Source organism: Micromonospora sp. AKA38 (assembly GCF_027925725.1).
Lineage (GTDB): Bacteria > Actinomycetota > Actinomycetes > Mycobacteriales > Micromonosporaceae > Micromonospora.
In genome coordinates, this window is sequence record NZ_BNEI01000005.1 from 2,061,190 (window position 1) to 2,080,219 (window position 19,030).

Below are 19,030 nucleotides of genomic sequence, written 5' to 3' on the forward strand. Positions count from 1 at the left end.
GTGATCCGGCTGCGGCCGGACCACCGGGAAACCTACCTGCGGCTGCACGCCGCCGTCTGGCCCGGCGTCGAGCGGACGCTGCGGGCGGCGCGCATCCGCAACTACAGCATCTTCCTGCACGGGGACCTGCTGTTCGGCTACTACGAGTACGTCGGCGACGACCACGACGCGGACCAGCGTCGGATCGCCGCCGATCCGCAGACCCAGGCGTGGTGGCGGCTGACCGACCCCTGCCAGGAATCGCTCGCCGAGCCCGGCTCCGGCCACTGGTGGGCACCGATGCACGAGGTTTGGCACCTGACCGAGGAGGCTTGGTGAACCGCAGCGCGCACTACGTCGGCGACCGGAGGTTCGTCGTCGAGGACACCCGGGAGGTGCCACCCGGCCCCGGCGAGGTACGCATCGCGGTGACGTACACCGGCATCTGCGGCACGGACCTGCACGTCGCGCACGGCGCGATGGATCACCGGGTCCACGTGCCGGCGGTGATCGGGCACGAGATGTCCGGTCGCGTCGCGGAGATCGGCCCGGGCGTCACCGACCGGCGGGTGGGCGAGCCGGTGACGGTGATGCCGCTGGACTGGTGCGGTCGGTGCCCCGCCTGCCGGGCCGGCCACCAGCACATCTGTCACCGGCTGAACTTCGTCGGCATCGACTCCCCCGGCGCGATGCAGCGCTCCTGGACGGTGCCGGCCCGGATCGTGGTGCCGCTGCCGGACGACCTGCCACTGGCCGAGGCTGCCCTGGTCGAGCCCACCGCGGTGGCCGTGCACGACGTGCGGCGTTCCCGCCTGACGGCGGGCGAACACGCGGTGGTCATCGGCGCGGGTCCGGTCGGTCTGCTCATCGGCGCGGTCGCCCGGGCGGCCGGCGCCACGGTGACCGTGCTGGAGATCGATCCGCGACGCCGCGCGCTCGCTGTCGACCTCGGCCTGTCCGCCGTGGACCCGGTGGCGGCGGACCCGGTGGGACTCGTCCAGGAGGCGACCGAGGGCGCCGGCGCCGACGTGGTCTTCGAGGCGTCCGGGTCGGCAACCGGGGTACGCCTCGCGACCGACCTGCTCGCCGTGCGCGGGCGGCTGGTGGTGGTGGCGATCCATCCCACGCCGCGGGAGGTGGACCTGCACCGGATCTTCTGGCGCGAGCTGGAGGTGATCGGGGTACGGGTCTACCAGCGGGAGGACTACGCCGAGGCGGTGCGCCTGGTGCACCGCCGGGAGGTGCCCGCGGCGCGGCTCATCTCCCGGATCGTGCCGCTTGACGACGTGACCGAGGCGTTCCGGGCGCTCGCCGCCGGCGGCGACGTGAAGGTGCTGGTCGACTGTGGAGGTGGGGTGTGAACCCGTTCGACCTGAACGGCCGGCTCGCCGTGGTCACCGGCTGCCGGCGCGGGATCGGCCTGGCGATGGCGGAGGCGCTGGCGGCGGCGGGCGCGGACGTGATCGGCGTCAGCGCCGCCCTGGAGGAGACCGGCAGCGAGGTCGAGGCGCGGGTGACCGCGCACGGCCGCTCGTTCGTGCCACACCGGTGCGACCTGGCCGACCGGGCCGCCGTGCACGCGCTCGCCGGGTGGCTGGGCCGGCGGGAACGGCCGGTGGACATCCTGGTCAACAACGCCGGCACGATCCGCCGCGCCCCGGCCGTCGCGCACCCGGACGAGGACTGGGACCAGGTGCTGGAGGTCGATCTCACCGCCCCGTTCGTCCTCGCCCGCGAGGTCGGTCGGGACATGGTCCGGCGCGGCTCCGGCAAGATCATATTTACCGCCTCGATGCTGAGTTTCCAGGGCGGCGTGACCGTGCCGTCCTACGCGGCGGCGAAGTCGGGGATCGCCGGGCTGACCCGGGCGCTGGCCAACGAGTGGGCACGCCACGGCGTCAACGTCAACGCGATCGCGCCCGGCTACATCGCCACCGACAACACCCAGGCGTTGCGGGACCAGCCGGAACGCGACCGGGCGATCGTGGAGCGTATCCCGGCCGGACGCTGGGGCCGGCCCGAGGATCTCGCCGGGGCCACCGTGTTCCTGGCCTCGGAGGCTGCCGCGTACGTGCACGGCACGGTGCTCGCGGTCGACGGGGGCTGGCTCGCCCGCTGACTCCCCCGGCACGCGGCCGTCTCACGACGACGCGCCCCGGCCGGACCTGGTGGACCCGGCCGGGGCGACGTCGGGTGGACGTACTAGCGCACCGTCCATCGCTGGTTGGCGGCGGCGGTGCAGGTCCACTGGATCACGGTGGTGCCGTTGGCGGTGGCGGCGCCGTTGACGTCCAGGCAGAGGCCGGACTGCTGGTTGCGGATGGTGCCGTCGCTGTTACGGGTCCACCGCTGGTTGGCGGCGCCGGTGCAGTCCCAGATCTGCGCCTTCGTGCCCGCGCCGGCGTTGGCCGGCGAATCCAGACACTTGCCCAGCGCCTGGATGGCGTCCCCGCTGAACGTCCACCGCTGGTTGGCGGCGCCGTTGCAGTCCCAGATCACCGGCTGGGTGCCGTTGGCGGTGTTGCTCTGCGGCACGTCCAGGCAGCGGCCGGAGGCGGCGCTGACGAGCGCCCCGCCGGTGGTCGGGGGCGGGGTGCCGGTGCCGCCGCCGCTGACCCGGTAGACGACCGTGCCGTGCCCCGGAACGGTGGCCGAGATGGCGCCGGAGGTGGTGCTGGTCGCGTTGGTCCACGCGTCCAGCAGGGTGAACGACGTGCCGGTCTTGCCGATGGCGGCGGCGGTCGTGGAGATCGTCGTGCTGGCGCTGCCCTGGTTGAACAGGGCGACCGCGACGTCACCGTTGGCCAACCGCTTGGCCAGCACCCGCCGGGTCCCGTCGAACGACACCTGACCCGCCTGCAACGCCAGCGGGTCCTGACTGATCCCGATCAGGTTCGCGTTCTTCAGGATCGTCTGCGTGGCCGCGGTCATGTTGCGCAGGTCGTTGCCCGCGATCAACGGCGACGCCATCACCGCCCACAACGCGAAGTGACTGCGCATCTCCGTGTCGGTCATCCCACCCCGACCGACCTCCAACATGTCCATGTCGTTGAACGCACCCGGCTTCGCCCGCCCCGCCAGCGGCACCGTCACGTCGACGATGTTCTGGATGCCCATCGGGTAGCCGTTGGTCTGACCGGTGTTCCACGCGTTGGTGATGTCCTCCGTGGTCCGCCACATGTTCGCCACGTCACCCCAGTCCCGCTGCGGACCGGTCTTGGAGTGGATGCTGTTCGAGTTGATGCTGTAGACGATCGGCCGGCCGGTGGCGGCGAGGGCGTCGCGCATGATGTTGAACACGCGTACCTGGTCGTCGATCGTGCCGCTCGGCGAGCACCAGTCGTACTTGAGGTAGTCCACCCCCCAGGCCGCGAACTGACGGGCGTCCTGGGCCTCGTGCCCCTGGGCCCCGGTCGAGCCGGGATAACTGTTGAAGTACTGCGCGCACGTCTCGGTCAGCGGCCCCTGGTAGATGCCGAACTTCAACCCCCGGCCATGGATGTAGTCACCGAGGGCCTTCATCCCCGACGGGAACCGACTCGGGTCACCCTGGAGGTTCCCCGCCGAGTCCCGGTTCTGGTTCATCCAACAGTCGTCGACGACGACGTACTGGTAGCCGGCGTCCCGCATCCCGGAACTGACCATCGCGTCGGTCATCTGCCGGATCAACGTCTCGTTGATGTTGCAACCGAACGTGTTCCAGCTGTTCCAACCCATCGGCGGCGTACGCGCCGCGCCGTTCTCCAGCGCCGAGGCCGTGGACGGGCGCAGGCCGACCAGGGCGCCGGCCAGCAGCAGTCCGGCCGCCAGGACGGCGGTGGCCCGGCGGCGGGCCGAGCTGAGGTGTCTCATCGGTCATCCTCTCCGCGACGGTGGTACGCCCGCCGCAGGCGTTTTCCGGTGGTGGTCAGGGCAGCGCGCGGGCCGGGCGCCGATACGCGCCCGGCCCGCGCCTGTCACGGGGTGGTCAGGTCGAACCGGCGGACGGTGGCCGCGCCGCCGAGCGCCTGGGTCGCGTAGTTGAAGATTCCGAAGCGGTAGCCCATGAAGAACTGCCAGGCGTTGTTCAACGTCAGCGCGTTGCCCAGCGGGACGAAGTTCGTCCCGTCGGTGCTGTAGGAGAAGGTCGCCTGCCGCCCGCTGCCCGGTCTGATGTCGGCCTTGGCCCGCAGCCAGATCCGACCACCGCTGACCGCCGCGCCGGCGATCTCGGTGCCGGTGTTCGTGGTGCGCCAACCGCTGTCCATGGTCAGGTTGTTGGTCATCACCACCCTTGTCGCGCCGTTGTCCCGGCGTACGCCGATCCAGGCCGACGAGTCCCGCAGCATGGCCAGCCCGGTGCGGTCGCCGTCGCGCATCGTCGAGTAGTCCAGTTCGACGGTCGCCGTCGACGTCGGTCCCTGGATCCGCCGCGTCACCGTGTTGCGCGCGCTGTAGAGGTCGTTGGTGACGGTCGCCGTCTGCAGCCGGAGCCCGTCACCGACCGACCACCTGGTGTTGTCCGGGTTGTGGTTCCACTCCCACTGGTGGCTCAGCGTGGTGCCGGTGAACGTGTCCGCGCCGGTCATCGGTTGCACCGGGCGGGTCGGCAGCGGCGACGGGTAGGAGCTGCCCCAACCGCCGTTGACGGTCTGGATCTGGGGCCAGCCGTCGCTGGTCCAGGTGATCGGGGCGAGGGCGGGCACGCGACCACCGGGGTACGCGTCCACGAACGCCATGTAGTACCACTGGCCGTTCTGCGTCTGCACCAGGCCGCCCTGGTGCGGCACGCCGCCGCCGGCGATCGGGCCGGGCATGTTGAGCAGCACCTGCCGCGTCTCGTACGGTCCCCAGGGGCTGGTGGAGCGCAGGATGTACTGACCGTTGGCGGGCCGGGTGACGAAGATGTAGTAGTAGCCGTTGCGCTTGTAGAAGCGGGAGCCCTCCAGCGTGCCGATGGACGAGGGCGTGGTGTAGACCTGCTGTGTGCGCACCTGGCTCAGGCCGTCCGCGGACAGTTGCGCGACGCTCAGGGTGCTGTTGCCGTAGGCGACGTACATGGTGTCGTTGTCGTCGATGAGCAGGCCCGCGTCGTAGTAGCAGTTGTTGATCTCGGAGCGCTTCTGCCAGGTGCCGCTGACCGAGGTCGAGGTGTACACGTACGACTTGTTGAAGTCGATGCACCCGATCCAGTAGAACGTGCCGTTGCTGCTGCGGTAGTTCAACGTCGAGGCCCAGATGCCGTTGACGTACGCGCGGGCGCCGTTGAGGTCGTACTTGGTGCCGAAGTCCAGCCGGGGCACCGAGTGCCCGGCGATCTCCCAGTTGACCAGGTCGTAGGAGCGCAGCACCGGCGCGCCCGGCGAGTAGTGCATGGTCGACGAGGACATGTAGTAGGTGTCGCCGACGCGGATGATGTCGACGTCGGCGAAGTCCTGCCAGACCACCGGGTTGGTGTACGTCGACCCGCCCGGGGTGCCGCTGTCGCCGAGCTTGACCAACTGCCACTGCTGGTTGTTGCCGCCCCAGTCGCTGTACTGCACCACGTTCGCGCCGTCCGCGGTCGAGGCGTTCTGCACCTCGACCGCCTTGCTGGAGTGCCGGGCGATCAGCCGCACGTAGCCGCCGGCGGAGTCGGCGAGCCGGAACTGCTGGTTGGTGGCGTTGTTGTCCGACCACTGGACGATGCCGGCGCCGTCGGCGGTCGAGACGCCGGAGACGTCCAGCACCTTGCCCGAGTGACGCGAGCGCAGCCGGTAGTAGCCGCCGCCGGAGTCGACGAACTGCCACTGCTGCCAGGCGCCGTCGTTGCGGGACCACTGGGTGATCCGGGCCCCGTCGTTCGTCGCCTGGTTGTACACGTCGAGCGCCTTGCCGCTGTTGCGGTTGACCAGCACGTACCACGCGTTGGTGTCGACGGTCGCCGCCGACGCGCCGGACGGCGTCACCGCGACGATGCCGGCGCCGAGCAGCACCGCCAGCGTCGCGGCCACGACGCGCGACCACCGGCCGCCACGTCCCACCCGGGCCGCGAGTCTATCGATTCGCACCATGCTCCTCCTTCGTTCGGGCCGGCGCGCGGTGCGAGGACGACGGGCAGCTCAGTCTGTTAGCGCTAACATGCGAGCTGCCACGTGAGAGGGGTGCGCGCCCGGGCCGGGCGGGCACTCCGGACCGCCGACGATGCGCCACGATTCCGGAGATGCACACATCGACTGTGAGCGATAACACGGCGGACGTCAAGTCGTCACAATCATCGATGCCGCCGGGTGGGCGAGTTGGTGGTCGGTCGCCGCGGACCGGCAGGACCCCACGGTCCCGGGGCGGCTCGTCGACGGGGATGTGTCAATGTAATGTTGACAGATGACTCCGGAGCTGGCGCGCCTGTCCGAGATCGGTGCCGCCCGGGACCGGTTGGACGAGCGGGAGCTGGAGCTGATCGACCGGGCCCGGCACGACGGCGCGACCTGGGCCGCGATCGCCGACGCGTTGGGGTTGAGCAGCCGGCAGGCCGCCGAGCAACGCCGGCAACGGCTCGTGGCGGCCCGCCGGTCCCGACTGGGACGGCTCGACCGGGCCTGGTCGGCCGAGGTGGTGGCGCTGCGGGCCGCCGTCTCCGACCTGCACCGCTGGATCGCGGCGGACCGGGCGTGGAACAGCCGGTTCCGCCGCGCCGCGCTGGTGCGCGACACCACCGCGTCCGCCCTCGACGCCGAGCCGGGGCCGTTGTACGCGCTGGCCGCGTACCTCATGGCGGACCTGGCCGGCGTCGGACCGCGACTGCCCGCGCCGGCCCGCGGCGCGGCGGACCGCATCACCGCCGCACTGTCAACGAAGAATTGACGTCGCCGGACAGCATTGCCGCCATCCCACTCAAGAAATCAGGATGTGAGTCCTCCCCGCTCAACGTTGGAGGGCTCATGCGCCGCAACGCCGCACTGTTCGTGGCCATCTCGCTGCTGTCCGGGCTCGGTGGCAGCGCCATGGCCCTGGTCGCCGGCGTCTGGGTGCTGGACCTCACCGGCTCCACCGGGCAGGCCGCGCTCGCCGGGCTCTGCGTGTACGTGCCGGTGCTGGCCGGACCGTGGCTCGGCGGGCTGCTGGACCGGGCGCCCCGGCGACCGCTTGTCATCGGCGTCAACCTGGCGCTGGCCGCGGCCCTGCTCTGCCTGCTCGCGGTGCGCGGACCGGACCAGACCTGGCTGATCTTCGTGGTCGCCGCCGCCTACGGGGTCAGCTACGTGCTGATCGACGCCGGCGAGACGGCGCTGCTGCCGGCGGCGCTGTCCCCGGCGCAGCTCGCCGACGTCAACGGCTGGCGGTCCAGCGCCCAGGAGGGCATGAAGCTGGTGGCGCCGCTGGCCGGCGCGGGACTCTACGCGTGGCGGGGCGGCTACCCGGTGGCCGTGCTCAGCGCCGCCGCGCCGGTGCTCGTCGCGCTCCTCTACGCCGCGTTGCGGTTACCCGCCACCGGCGGCGTCCCGGCCACCGCCGACTCGCCGACGTCGCCGCCCGACCCGGCGGCGGGACGCCCGCCCGGCCTGCGGGCCGGGCTCGCCGCCCTCCTCGGCCGGCGCGCGGTGCGCGTACCGGTGACGCTCGCCGCCGTGTCGATCGCGATGTCCGGCTTCACCACCGCCGCGCTCTACACCGTGGTGACCACGGATCTGGCCCTGCCGTCGACGTTCCTCGGCGTGCTGGCCAGCGCGCAGGGCGGCGGGTCGGTGCTCGCCGGCCTGGCCGTGGGGCGACTCGTCGACAGGTGGGGCGCGGTCGCGGTCGGCGTCGCCGGCACCGCGCTGTTCGCCGCCGGCTGCCTGGGTCGGTGCCTGCCCTGGTCGCCGGTGACCGTCGCCGCCTCGGCGGTGATCGGCGTCGGTCTGCCGTGGACGCTCGTCGCCGCCGTCACCGCGGTCCAGACGCACACGCCGCCGGCGCTGCTCGGCCGAATCTCCGGCACCGCGAACACGCTGATGTTCGGGCCGATCACGCTGGCCATCCCGCTCGGCTCGGCGGCCGTACGCCTCGGTGGCCGGCCGCCACTCGTCGCCGCCGCGGTGACCTGCCTGGTCGTGGCGCTGCTCGTCGTTGCCGGACGCGGGCGGCGACCCCACGCGCCTGACCGTTCCCGCCGGCCGGGCGGTGGACGCGGCCCGTCCCCGAACTGCGGGGACGGGCCGCGCACGGTCAGCGCCAGGTGTCGGTGGCGGTGCGGGTGCCGCCGGCCGGCGTCGTGAAGCTCCGGTTCGCACCGGACTCCCAGGTCACCGAGCCGTCCGGGTTCTTCTTGACGTACTTGTACTCGACCGCGGTGTTCGGCGGCAGGTCGACAGTGGCCCGCCAGACCGGGTAGGTGGCCGGGGAGAGCGCGACCGCGTTCGCCGGGTTCCACCCGCCCAGCGCCGCCACGTCGCCGACCACGAACACGTTCTGGCCGTAGGCCGTGGTCGCGGTGACCGCGAACGAGGTGGCCACCGCTGTCGAGACGGTGTCGCCGCGGAACGTCTCGGTCACCGCGTACGTGCCGGCGGCCGGCGTGGTGAAGCTCCGGTTCGCGCCGGTCTCCCAGGTCACCGCGCCGGCGGCGGTCACCTTGACGAACTTGTACTCCACCGTGCTCGACCGGGGCAGGTCGACGGTGGCACGGTAGGTGCCGCCGCCCTGCGCGGTGAGCCGGACGCCGTTGGCCGGCGCCCACGACCCCAGCTCGGGGACGCTGCCGACGACGTACACGTCCTGGCCGGCGCTCGGGGTCGCGCTCACGGTGAACGTGGTGGCGACCCGGTCGGTGGGGCTGGTGGTCGGGCTGGCCGTCGGCGACACCGTCGGGGAGGCGGTCGGCGACGGGCTCGTGCCGGGCCGCGCGCCGACGTGGACCGCGACCGCGCCGTTGGCCGGGACGGTCACGGTGGCCCGGCCGCCGGAGACGGTCACCGTGCCGCCGGTGCAGCCGGCGGCGGTGGCGCCGCCCGCGATGACGTCGCAGTACCGCCCGTCGGCCAGGCCGGTGGTGAACGTGGCGGTGGTGGCGGTGCCGGAGTCGTTGATGCCGATCCACGCCCGGTCGCCCCGGTGGAAGCCGATCACGTTGCTGTTCACGGCGGTGAAGTCCGAGACCGTCTTCACCGGGCGGGCCGCGTTGGCCCAGCCGACCATGCCCTTGATGCCGACGCTGCGGGTCAGACAGTTCCAGGCCGCGCCGCAGACCGTGTCGGTGACACGCCCGGTGCCGTCGCTGGGCGGCGACTGGTTCCGGTTGGACCAGGTGAAGCTGTCGTAGACCGACGGCTTGCCGTGCGGGTACGCCAGCGCGAAGTAGTTGGCGAGCACGTAGTCGCTGCCGTTCTGGTACGACAGCACCACCCCGTCGCGCTCCAGGTCGTGGTTGGTGACCATGGCGAAGACGTTGGCGCTGGGCGCGTCGAGGTTCCAGCTCGGCACGTTGGCCAGCGAGGAGATGGAACCCAGGAACGCCGAGCGGATGCCCTTGGCGTACCCGAAGTCGAGCACGTCGCCGTTGCCGGTGAACGCCCGGGCCTGCAACGCCGGGTTGCTGGCGCCGTCGAAGATCTCCTGCGCGACGTACGGGCGGCGGCCCTCCGCCACGGTGTTGTTCAGCTTGCCGAGGATCGCGGCGAAGTCGTCCTTCCTGACGTGCTTGACCGCGTCCACCCGGAAGCCGTCGACACCGAGGCCGATCAGGTCGTTCAGGTAGCCGGCGATCTTGCTGCGGACCGCGTCCTTCTCGGTGTAGAGGTCCGACAGGGACAGCAGCTCACAGCTCGTCACCTGGGACTCGTTGTTCCAGTCGCTGATGCCGCCGGAGGTCGGGCAGTTGTCCCCCGGCCGGTGGAAGTCCCCGCTGCCGTAGGGCACCGCCGGATAGCTGTAGCCGCTGAACTCGGTGCCGGCGTACCCGCGCGTGCCGGCCGGGTTGTTGGTCCCGGCCATGTGGTTGACCACCGCGTCCACGTAGACCCGGACGCCGGCGGCGTGGCAGGCGGTGACCATGGCGGCGAACTGCTGCCGGTTGCCGAACCGGCTGTCCAGCTTGTACGACACCGGCTGGTACACCTCGTACCAGGGGTGCACGCCGTCGGGGCTGTTCGGCAGGCTGACCGACTCCTGCGGCGGAGCCACCTGCACCGCGCCGTAGCCGGCGGGGCCGAGGTGGTCGGTGCAGGCGGCGGCGACCGAGGGCCAGTTCCACTCCCAGAGGTTGGCGGTCACCTCACTGTCGTTGAGGACGGTGGCGGCGCGGGCGGGGGTGGCGGTGGTGGCAGCGGCGACGACCGCCGTCCCGCCGGTCGCGACGAGCGCGGCGGCGAGCAGCAGGCGAGCGACGCGACCACGCGGGTGTGGCCTGGGGGATTGCATGGCAGGGGTACCTCTTCCGGGTGCTCGAAAGGGTGCGTGGGGGCGGACGGCCATCCGGGTAGCGAACACCATGCGGGATTCATGAAAGTCTTTGCAATAGCTTGCGGCAAACTTTTCGAAACCGGTCCGCAACATCGACCGTCCTGAGACGCCCATGAGCAGGCCAAACGCGCCCCTGACGCGCCCGCGGGCGGATGGCAAGAATTCCAACGCTGTGGGACCGCCGGCACGACGGTTGACCGGGGCCGGCATGATCGGGGCAGCCGCACCGCCTCCCGCACCCCGAAGGGACCCGTCATGGCACACGCCCCGACCACGCCCACCCGCGGACCGGCCCGGCGGCTGCTGCCCGCGCTGGCGGGGCTCGCGCTACTGGCCGCGGCCACCGGCTGCGGCGGCGCGGCCGAGCCGGTGAGCGGACCGACGAGCACCGGCCCGGCCGGCACCTCCGCTCCGACGAGCCCGTCGACCGACCCGAGCCGGGACGGCGGCACGACAGTGGACGGACGCACCGTCCCCGCAGTGGCGCCCGGACTCGGCTTTCCCGACGGCAGCAAGGTCGACACCGTGTTCGGCGACCCGTCCTCGGCGACGGTGATCCTGACCGCTCCCCCGCCGGAGCAGGTGCTCACCCACTACCGTCAGGCCGGTCCGGCGGCCGGGTACCCGGTGGGCACCGACACCGCCGGGACGCTGCACCTCGCCGGGCGCGGCTGGACCGTCGCGGTCATCACCAGCTCCCGGGACACCACCGTCACCTTCGCCCGCGCGCAACCGGCCGGGACGACCGCGCCGCCGCAGGACGACACCGAGGTCGCGCTGACCGGCCGGGACCTGGGCGTGACGAACCTGCCGTTCAACTTCCGCTTCCCGCCGGGCAGCCGGCTGCGCGACCTCTCCGACACCACCGCCGGCGCGCGGCTCACCCTGGTCGAGCCCGCCCCGGAGCGGGTGCTCGCGTTCTACCGCGACCACCTGCCCCGGGGCTTCTTCGACGTCACCGGCGACCGCACCGTCGACGGGACCACCACCATCACGTTCGACAAGGACGACGGCGAGTGGACCGGCACCATCGAGGCGACCGACGACCTAATCACCGTCACCACCGTGCACCACCGGTAGCCCCGGATCCTCCGGGCGCCGACCACGTTGAGCGCCACGCCCCACAGCAGCGCCGCGGTCGCCGGGAAAAGCTCTGGGCAGCCCGACATGCTTCCCGCATGATCGGCTCGTGGAAACCTACCTGGAGACCGAACGCCTGCTGCTGCGCCGGTTCACCGCCGACGACGCGGACCTGCTGATCGAGTTGGACAGCGACCCGGCGGTGATGCGCCATCTGACCGGTGGCAGGCCGACCCCGCCGGAGACCATCCGCGAGCGCTACCTGCCGAACGTCCTGGCCGGCTACCAGAAGTGGGACGGCGACCTCGGGGTGTTCGCCGCACACGAGAAGGACGGCGGCGCGTTCGTCGGCTGGTTCATCCTGCGTCCGGCGCCCCAGGGCCCGCTCGACGACGTGGAACTCGGCTACCGGCTGCGGCGGGCGGCCTGGGGCAACGGCTACGCCACCGAGGGCTCACGGGCGCTGCTGGGCAAGGCGTTCACGGAGCTCGGGGTGCGCCGGGTCTGGGCGGACACGATGGCGGTCAACCAGGGTTCGCGCCGCATCATGGAGAAGCTCGGCATGACACTCGTGCGGAGATTCCCCACCCCCGCCGACATCGGGGTGATCGAGGGCGCCGAGCACGGCGGCGTGGTCTACGAGATCACCAGGGAACGGTGGCAGCGGCAGTAGCCGCCTGCCGGCCGGAAGACCGGACGAGCCCCGGCCGATCCGTGACGGATCGACCGGGGCTCGCCGGTGCGCGCGGATCAGGCCAGGTCGAACCGGTCCAGCTCCATCACCTTGGTCCAGGCGGCGACGAAGTCGGTCACGAACTTCTCGCGGGCGTCCTCGCTGGCGTAGACCTCGGCCAGCGCCCGGAGCTGCGAGTTCGAGCCGAAGACGAGGTCGACCGCGGTGGCGGTCCACTTCACCTGGTCGGTCGCCACGTCCCGGATCTCGTACACGTGCTCCTCGGACTCCGACGCCTTCCACCGGGTGCCCGGGGAGAGCAGGTTGGCGAAGAAGTCGTTGGTGAGCACACCCGGCCGGTCGGTGAGCACACCGTGCGCCGCGCCACCCACGTTGTTGCCGAGGGCGCGCAGGCCGCCGACGAGGACGGTCATCTCCGGCGCGCTCAGGCTGAGCATGTACGCGCGGTCGACGAGCAGCACCTCCGGCTCGGTCTTCTCGCCCGGCCGCAGGTAGTTGCGGAACCCGTCGGCACGCGGCTCCATCACCCGGAACGACTCGACGTCGGTCTGCTCCTGGGTGGCGTCGGTGCGACCCGGGTGGAACGGCACCGTCACCTCGACGCCGGCGTCCCGCGCCGCCTTCTCGACCGCGGCCGAGCCGGCCAGCACGATCAGGTCCGCGAGCGAGATCTGGGCGCCGCCGGCGGCGTTGAACTCCCGCTGGATGCCCTCCAGGGTCGCCAGCACGGTCGCGAGCTGCTCGGGCTGGTTGACCTCCCAGTTGCGCTGCGGCTCCAGCCGGATCCGCGCGCCGTTGGCCCCACCGCGCTTGTCGGTCGAGCGGTAGCTCGCGGCCGAGGCCCAGGCGGTGGAGACGAGCTGCGCGGTGGTCAGGCCGGAGTCGAGCACCTTGGCCTTCAGCGCGGCGACGTCGGCGTCACCGACCAGTTCGTGCTCGGCAGCCGGCACCGGGTCCTGCCAGAGCTGGGCCTCCGGCACCCACGGGCCGAGGAAGCGGCTGACCGGGCCCATGTCGCGGTGCAGCAGCTTGTACCAGGCCTTGGCGAACGCCAGCGCGAACTCGTCCGGGTGCTCGAGGAAGCGGCGCGAGATCTTCTCGTACGCCGGGTCGACGCGCAGCGACAGGTCGGTCGTCAGCATCGTCGGCTTGTGCTTCCGGGCCGGGTCGTGGGCGTCCGGGATGATCTCCTCGGCGTCCTTGGCGACCCACTGCTTCGCCCCGCCCGGGCTGGTGGTGAGCTCCCACTCGTAGCCGAACAGGATCTCGAAGAAGCGGTTGCTCCACTCGGTCGGCCGGTCGGTCCACGTCACCTCGAGGCCGCTGGTGATGGTGTCCCCGCCCTTGCCGCTGCCGTACGTGCTCAGCCAGCCCAGGCCCTGGTTCTCCAGCGGGGCGCCCTCGGGCTCCGGACCGACGTGGTCGTCGGCGACGCCGGCGCCGTGGGTCTTGCCGAACGTGTGGCCACCGGCGATGAGCGCGACGGTCTCCTCGTCGTTCATCGCCATCCGGCGGAACGTCTCGCGGATGAAGTGCGCCGCCGCGGCCGGGTCCGCGTTGCCGCGGGGACCCTCCGGGTTGACGTAGATGAGGCCCATCTCGGTCGCGCCGACGCCGGCCGCCATCTCCTTCTCGGAGGCGTAGCGCTCGTCACCGAGCCAGGTGTCCTCCGGGCCCCAGAAGATCTCCTCGGGCTCCCAGACGTCCTCGCGGCCGAAGCCGAAGCCGAACGTCTTGAAGCCCATCGACTCCAGGGCCACGTTGCCGGCCAGCACCAGCAGGTCGGCCCAGGAGATCTTCTGGCCGTACTTCTGCTTGACCGGCCAGAGCAGCCGGCGGGCCTTGTCCAGGTTGGCGTTGTCCGGCCAGCTGTTCAGCGGGGCGAACCGCTGGCCGCCGTCGCCGGCGCCACCACGGCCGTCCTCGATACGGTAGGTGCCCGCCGCGTGCCAGCTCATCCGGATCATCAGGCCGCCGTAGTGGCCGAAGTCGGCCGGCCACCACTCCTGCGAGGTGGTGAGCACCTGGGTGATGTCCCGCTTGAGGGCCTCGACGTCGAGCTTGGCGAACTCCTTGGCGTAGCTGAAGTCGGCCCCCAGCGGGTTGCCCTTCTCCGAGTGGGCGTGCAGCACCGACAGGTCGAGCTGGTTGGGCCACCAGTCCCGGTTGGTGCGCGGGCGACCGCCGGTCTTCGGGGTCGGCGAGTCGATCGCCGGGTTCTCGCTCTCGCTGCCGTGCGCGGTCACGGAGTCGTGCGCGACCGGGCAGCCGGCCGCCTCCTTGGCGTCCACGCCCTGGGCGCTGACGGGCCCGTTGTCCTGGGTCTCGCTCATCTGTTTCCTTCCGAACTGGCGGATCACTGGCCGAACTCGCGGATCACTGGGCGGTGCGGGCGGTCGCGCAGCCGGGGCAGGTGCCCCAGTAGACGACCTCCGCCTCGTCGACCACGAAGCCGTGGTCGTCGGAGGCGGTGAGGCAGGGGGCATGACCGACGGCGCACTCCACGTCGGCGATCGTGCCGCACGAGCGGCAGACGACGTGGTGGTGGTTGTCCCCCACCCGCGACTCGTAGCGGGCGACGGCGCCGGCCGGCTGGATGCGCCGCACCAGACCGGCGTCGGTGAGCGCGCGGAGCACGTCGTAGACGGCCTGGTGGGAGACGGTCGGCTGGTCCGCCCGGACCAGCGCGATCACGGTGTCGGTGTCGACGTGCGGATGGTCCCACAGCGCGGCGAGCACCGCCAGGCGGGGCCGGGTCACGCGCAACGAGACCGCCCGCAACTGGGTCTCGAAGTCGGACGTCATGCCCGCAACCCTAGTCCAGTCTTCTGGAATGAATCAAGTTTCCGCCCCGGTGTGTCGGCCGGCACACGCGACGACGGGGGCGCCGCGTTCGCGGCGCCCCCGTCGGGCGGGAGATCGGCTCAGGCGGCCGAGCAACTCGCCGTCGGCGTGTTGCTGTTGCCGTTCTTGTAGAGCGTGATGCCGAAGTTGTTGCCGTTGCCGTTCGGGCGCGCGGTGAGCGTACCGCTGGTGCCGCTCACCGACGCGTTCCAGCTGTTCTGGAGCGTCTGACCACCCTGGGTCTGGATGTTGACCGTCCAGTTGCTGCTACCGCTGACCGAGAACGTCACATTGAACCGGTCGCTCCAATCCTCGGCCCGGCTGACGCTGACCGTGCAACCGCCGTTGTTCGGCGGCGGGGTGGTCGGGTTGGTGCTGGTGCCACCGATCGTGATGTTGGAGTTGCCGCTGCTCTGGTAGCCCTCGGTGGCCAGGATCTGGTAGTCGTGGCTGCCCAGGTTCATGCCGGAGCGGGCCCAGGCGTCGAAGTGGTTGCCGGCGGTGATCGTGCCACCGACCCGCTTCGACTGCCGCACGCTCCAGTACTGGTAGAACGTCCGGGTGCCCTCGATCGAGGGCGCGTTGACGCGCTGGGTCCGGTAGATGTCGTACGTGCCGCCGTCCGAGGTCACCGTGCCCATGAAGCCGCTGCCCGGCGGGCGCCAACTGCCCCAACTGTCGACGATGTAGTACTCGACGAGCGGGTTGCGGGTCCACCCGTAGAGGGTGAGGTACGCGTTGCCGGACGGGTTGAAGCTGCCGGAGTAGCTGACCGTCCGGCGCCCGCCGGGGTTCCAGCCCTTCCCGGCGACGAAGTTGTTGATGCCGCTCCACTGGGTGCTGTACTGGCCACCGTTCCCCATGGTCATGGAGACGTTGCCGCTGTCCTTCCAGAACGAGTAGAAGTAGCCGTTGTTCGTGCCGGTGGAGTTCGACGTGACGGTCTGGTCGGCGTAGGCGGGGCCGGACAGGACCGCGGTGGCCCCGGCGGTGGCGAGCGCCACGGCGCAGGCGCCACCGAGGAGCATCCTGAGGCGTCCGCGCCTGCGGCTGCCCGAGCGGACGGGGGCTTCGTTCATGGGCGTGTTCCCTCCCTGTGGTGGCGGGCACGCGGCCGGCGGGTGGCAGCACCACCGCCGACCGACGGACATCGACCGCCATCGAGGCGAGTCGATGGCCACAGTATTGGAGCCACCCTTCACAGTGTCAACAACTTCCGGAAACATCATGGAAATCGACGCTGGCGTACGGCGCCCCGCCACAACCCCATAGAAGCTGCTCAGCGGCACTTTGAAGCGCTTCGACAACCAGCGCGACGCAACTCGATCCACCCCCCACGGGACATCACCGAGAACCGAGAGCCGAAAGTTTCGGAGACTTTCCGGACCAGCGTGCCCCAGGCCGCCGACCACCCCACCGCCCCGACATTGAACCGATCAGTTCAGTGTCGTAAGGTGAACCTCGTGGTTCAGCAAGAGACGCTCAACCGGGTGTTCGCCAGCCTGGCCGACCCCACGCGGCGCGACATCCTCGTCCGGCTCGGCGCGGGCCCGGCCACCATCAGCGAACTCACCGAACCGACCGGGATGAGCCTCACCGGCATGAAGAAGCACGTCCAGGCGCTGGAGAACGCCGGGCTCGTGGTGACCCGGAAGGTCGGCAGATCCCGGCAGTGCCGGCTCGCCGACGCCCCACTGGACGACGCGATGGCCTGGCTCGCCTTCTACCAGCAGCTCTGGGCGCGTCGCCTGGACGGCCTCGACGCCTACCTCACGCTCCGGTCCGAACCGAGCAGCCGGTCCGAACCCGAGCAGCCGGCCCGACACGACCAGCCGGACCCGACCCGACCCGACCCGAAGGACCGTGACAGATGACGATCGACCTGACCGTGACCCGACAGCTCCCCGCCTCCCCGGAGGAGGTCTTCGACGCCTACACCGACGCCGAGAAGCAGAGGACCTGGTTCGGCATCCTGGACACCGAGCCCGGCATCGTCGAGATCGAGGTCGACCTCCGGGTCGGCGGCAGGCAGACCGCGGTGTGGGGCCCCTCCCCGGACACGCTGTTCCGCGAGACGCAGACCTTCCTGGAGATCGACCGGCCGCGCCGGTTGGTCACCGAGTCCACCGGGAGCAGCCCCGACGGCGCCACCATTACCACCCGCATCGAGGTGACGTTCGAGGAGAAGGACGGCGGCACCCTGATGACCGTGGTGCAGTCCGGCTTCCCCACGCCGGAGCTGCGCGACTTCTTCGCCGGAGAGGCGTGGACCGGCGCGTTCGACCGTATCGAGTCGTACCTGGCGCGCGGGCGGGGACGCACCGCCTCGCGCGGCTGACCGCCGGCGGGGCGGCGGTCAAGAGTCGGACCCGGCCGCCGCCCGCAGGGCGTCCCGCGCGCCGCGGGGTTCACGGCCGAGGAGTTCGCCGAGCAGCGGGTCGACACCGGCGAAGAAGCCGTCCCGCGCGGCCCGGTAGAAGCCCAGCAGGAAACGCGTCCGTTGCTCCGGCACTCCGGCGGCGACCTGCGCGGCGATCCACTCCGCCTCGTCCGTCGGTCGGCACCGGATGGTCCGCCCCGACAACTCGGACGCGATCTCGGCGATCTCGACGAAGGTCGGGGCCGCGGAGGCGGTCAGGGTCGTCGGGCCGTCGTACCCACCGTCGGAGGCGAGGATCGTCGCGGCGGCCTCGGCGGCGTCCTCGCGGGCGGTCCAGGACACCGGCCCGTCACCGGGTACGGCGATCACGCCGGTCTCGCGCCAGGGGCCGGCGAACCACGGGAGGCTGTGGGCGTAGAACCCGTTGCGCAGCGAGGTCCAGGCGATCCCGGAGGCCGCCAGGAGCCGCTCGGTGGCGAAGTGGCTCCGTCCGGGGGCGAACGGGTTGTCCGGCGCGGCGGCCTGGTGGCTGGTGTAGACGATCCGCTTCACCCCGGCGGCTACCGCGGCGTCGACCGCCGCGCGGTGCAGGGCGGTCACGTCCTCGACCGGGTCGTTGGAGGAGACGAGCAACAACTGGTCGGCGCCGGCGAACGCGGTCGGCAGGGAGGCGGGATCGGCGTAGTCGCCACGCCGGACCTCGACGCCACGCCGCGCGAAGCGCTCCGCCTTCGCGGCGTCGCGCACGGCGACCACGATCTCGCTCGCGGGCAGGCGGTCGAGCAGGTGGTCCACGGTGGCGCCGTTGAGGGCGCCGGTCGCCCCGGTGACAACAATCATTGATTCGCCTTTCGCGTTACCAATGGAAACACGACCACGGTAGCCGCCTGGATCGCCGATAGCAAGTTGGTGTTATCGTTGATTCATGAGCGATGGCGTCAAGAATCGGGCGGACACCCGGGCGGCGATCGTCGACGCCGCCGCGTGGCTGTTGCACAGCGGCGGGCCCGGCGCCGTGACGACCCGGGGCGTCGCGGAGCGGGCCGGCGTGCAGGCCCCGACCATCTACCGCCTGTTCGGCGACAAGGACGGCCTGCTGGAGGCGGTCGCCGAGCGGGTACTGGCCACGTTCGTCGCGGACAAGGCCGTCGCCGTGGCGGCGGCCACGGCGGCGGACGCCGACCCCCTCGACGACCTGCGGGCGAGTTGGCGCCGACAGATCGAGTTCGGGCTCGGCAACCCGGCCGTGTTCCGCCTGCTGAACGACCCGGAACGCGTGGCCGGCTCACCGGCCGCCCGCCTGGGCAGGCAGATCCTCCAGACACGTGTGCACCGACTGGCGGCGGTCGGCCGGCTCCGGGTCCCCGAGCCGCACGCGGTCGACCTCATCCACGCCGCGGGTGTCGGCACGATCCAGACACTGCTCGCGACTCCGCCGGAGCAGCGGGATCCCGCCCTGGCCGACGCGATGATCGACGCCGTCCTGGGCCGGATCCTGACCGATGCCCCGGCCGAGGCGCCGGACGGCTCCCGCGCCACGGCCGTCGCCCTGCGGGCCCTCGCGCCGCACCTGCCGATGTTCAGCGACGCCGAACGCCACCTGCTGGTGGAGTGGCTCGACCGCATCACGACGGCGGCCGGGAGGTAGCGCGCGT

The 19,030-nt window shown here is 71.6% G+C and carries 17 protein-coding genes; 10 read left to right on the top strand and 7 right to left on the bottom strand.

Going from position 1 to position 19,030, the window contains the following annotated elements; all coding sequences use genetic code 11:
* Genes TPA0908_RS26035 through TPA0908_RS26045 form a run of 3 tightly spaced genes read left to right on the top strand, consistent with a single transcriptional unit; the run spans position 1 to position 2,098 of the window.
* The gene (locus TPA0908_RS26035; protein ID WP_281942203.1) at positions 1-318 is read left to right on the top strand and encodes an L-rhamnose mutarotase; all 318 of its coding nucleotides are present in this window, start codon (positions 1-3) and stop codon (positions 316-318) included.
* The gene (locus TPA0908_RS26040) at positions 315-1,340 is read left to right on the top strand and encodes a zinc-dependent alcohol dehydrogenase (RefSeq protein ID WP_281942206.1); all 1,026 of its coding nucleotides are present in this window, start codon (positions 315-317) and stop codon (positions 1,338-1,340) included. The genes TPA0908_RS26035 and TPA0908_RS26040 overlap by 4 nt, the downstream gene beginning before the upstream one ends.
* Complete coding sequence (locus tag TPA0908_RS26045; protein ID WP_281942209.1) at positions 1,337-2,098, top strand: SDR family oxidoreductase; 762 nt, start codon at positions 1,337-1,339, stop codon at positions 2,096-2,098. Before TPA0908_RS26040 ends, TPA0908_RS26045 begins: the two co-directional genes overlap by 4 nt.
* Positions 2,099-2,181: 83 nt before the next feature.
* On the opposite strand, the gene TPA0908_RS26050 is transcribed toward TPA0908_RS26045, so the two are convergent.
* Entirely contained in the window at positions 2,182-3,831 is a 1,650-nt protein-coding gene (locus tag TPA0908_RS26050; protein WP_281942211.1) for a glycoside hydrolase family 27 protein, read from the bottom strand.
* Positions 3,832-3,935: 104 nt separating this feature from the next.
* Positions 3,936-6,011 carry a family 43 glycosylhydrolase gene (locus tag TPA0908_RS26055; RefSeq protein ID WP_281942213.1) on the bottom strand — a complete coding sequence of 692 codons (2,076 nt, stop codon included), beginning with the start codon at positions 6,009-6,011 and terminating at the stop codon, positions 3,936-3,938.
* Positions 6,012-6,321: 310 nt separating this feature from the next.
* Between TPA0908_RS26055 and TPA0908_RS26060 the strand changes: the two genes are divergently transcribed.
* Together TPA0908_RS26060 and TPA0908_RS26065 are read left to right on the top strand one after the other, a co-directional pair.
* A complete protein-coding gene (locus tag TPA0908_RS26060; protein ID WP_281942215.1) occupies positions 6,322-6,801 on the top strand; it encodes a hypothetical protein in 480 nt (159 codons plus the stop codon).
* 77 nt (positions 6,802-6,878) lie between these two features.
* Positions 6,879-8,195 carry an MFS transporter gene (locus TPA0908_RS26065; protein WP_281942218.1) on the top strand — a complete coding sequence of 439 codons (1,317 nt, stop codon included), beginning with the start codon at positions 6,879-6,881 and terminating at the stop codon, positions 8,193-8,195.
* Here the strand turns inward: TPA0908_RS26065 and TPA0908_RS26070 are convergent.
* A complete protein-coding gene (locus TPA0908_RS26070; RefSeq protein ID WP_281942220.1) occupies positions 8,146-10,335 on the bottom strand; it encodes a carbohydrate-binding module family 20 domain-containing protein in 2,190 nt (729 codons plus the stop codon). The genes TPA0908_RS26065 and TPA0908_RS26070 overlap by 50 nt on opposite strands.
* Before the next feature lie 297 nt (positions 10,336-10,632).
* Here TPA0908_RS26070 and TPA0908_RS26075 point away from each other — a divergent pair, with 297 nt between their 5' ends.
* Together TPA0908_RS26075 and TPA0908_RS26080 are read left to right on the top strand one after the other, a co-directional pair.
* A complete protein-coding gene (locus TPA0908_RS26075; RefSeq protein WP_281942222.1) occupies positions 10,633-11,457 on the top strand; it encodes a hypothetical protein in 825 nt (274 codons plus the stop codon).
* Between the two features lie 109 nt (positions 11,458-11,566).
* Positions 11,567-12,130: a GNAT family N-acetyltransferase gene (locus TPA0908_RS26080; protein ID WP_281942224.1), complete on the top strand. Its 564-nt coding sequence runs from the start codon at positions 11,567-11,569 to the stop codon at positions 12,128-12,130.
* A gap of 77 nt (positions 12,131-12,207) precedes the next feature.
* On the opposite strand, the gene katG is transcribed toward TPA0908_RS26080, so the two are convergent.
* The 3 genes from katG to TPA0908_RS26095 form a co-directional block, all read right to left on the bottom strand.
* The gene (gene katG / locus TPA0908_RS26085) at positions 12,208-14,484 is read right to left on the bottom strand and encodes a catalase/peroxidase HPI (RefSeq protein WP_281942226.1); all 2,277 of its coding nucleotides are present in this window, start codon (positions 14,482-14,484) and stop codon (positions 12,208-12,210) included.
* 43 nt (positions 14,485-14,527) lie between these two features.
* Complete coding sequence (locus tag TPA0908_RS26090; protein WP_281942228.1) at positions 14,528-14,956, bottom strand: Fur family transcriptional regulator; 429 nt, start codon at positions 14,954-14,956, stop codon at positions 14,528-14,530.
* A gap of 119 nt (positions 14,957-15,075) precedes the next feature.
* A complete protein-coding gene (locus tag TPA0908_RS26095) occupies positions 15,076-16,074 on the bottom strand; it encodes a glycoside hydrolase family 11 protein (protein WP_281942231.1) in 999 nt (332 codons plus the stop codon).
* A gap of 384 nt (positions 16,075-16,458) precedes the next feature.
* Between TPA0908_RS26095 and TPA0908_RS26100 the strand changes: the two genes are divergently transcribed.
* Positions 16,459-16,869: an ArsR/SmtB family transcription factor gene (locus TPA0908_RS26100; protein WP_281942233.1), complete on the top strand. Its 411-nt coding sequence runs from the start codon at positions 16,459-16,461 to the stop codon at positions 16,867-16,869.
* Complete coding sequence (locus TPA0908_RS26105) at positions 16,866-17,333, top strand: SRPBCC family protein (RefSeq protein WP_281942236.1); 468 nt, start codon at positions 16,866-16,868, stop codon at positions 17,331-17,333. The genes TPA0908_RS26100 and TPA0908_RS26105 overlap by 4 nt, the downstream gene beginning before the upstream one ends.
* An 18-nt stretch (positions 17,334-17,351) precedes the next feature.
* Here the strand turns inward: TPA0908_RS26105 and TPA0908_RS26110 are convergent, their stop codons facing one another.
* The gene (locus TPA0908_RS26110) at positions 17,352-18,215 is read right to left on the bottom strand and encodes an NmrA family NAD(P)-binding protein (protein ID WP_281942238.1); all 864 of its coding nucleotides are present in this window, start codon (positions 18,213-18,215) and stop codon (positions 17,352-17,354) included.
* 85 nt (positions 18,216-18,300) lie between these two features.
* Here TPA0908_RS26110 and TPA0908_RS26115 point away from each other — a divergent pair, with 85 nt between their 5' ends.
* Complete coding sequence (locus TPA0908_RS26115) at positions 18,301-19,023, top strand: TetR/AcrR family transcriptional regulator (protein ID WP_281942240.1); 723 nt, start codon at positions 18,301-18,303, stop codon at positions 19,021-19,023.
* Positions 19,024-19,030: the final 7 nt, after the last annotated feature.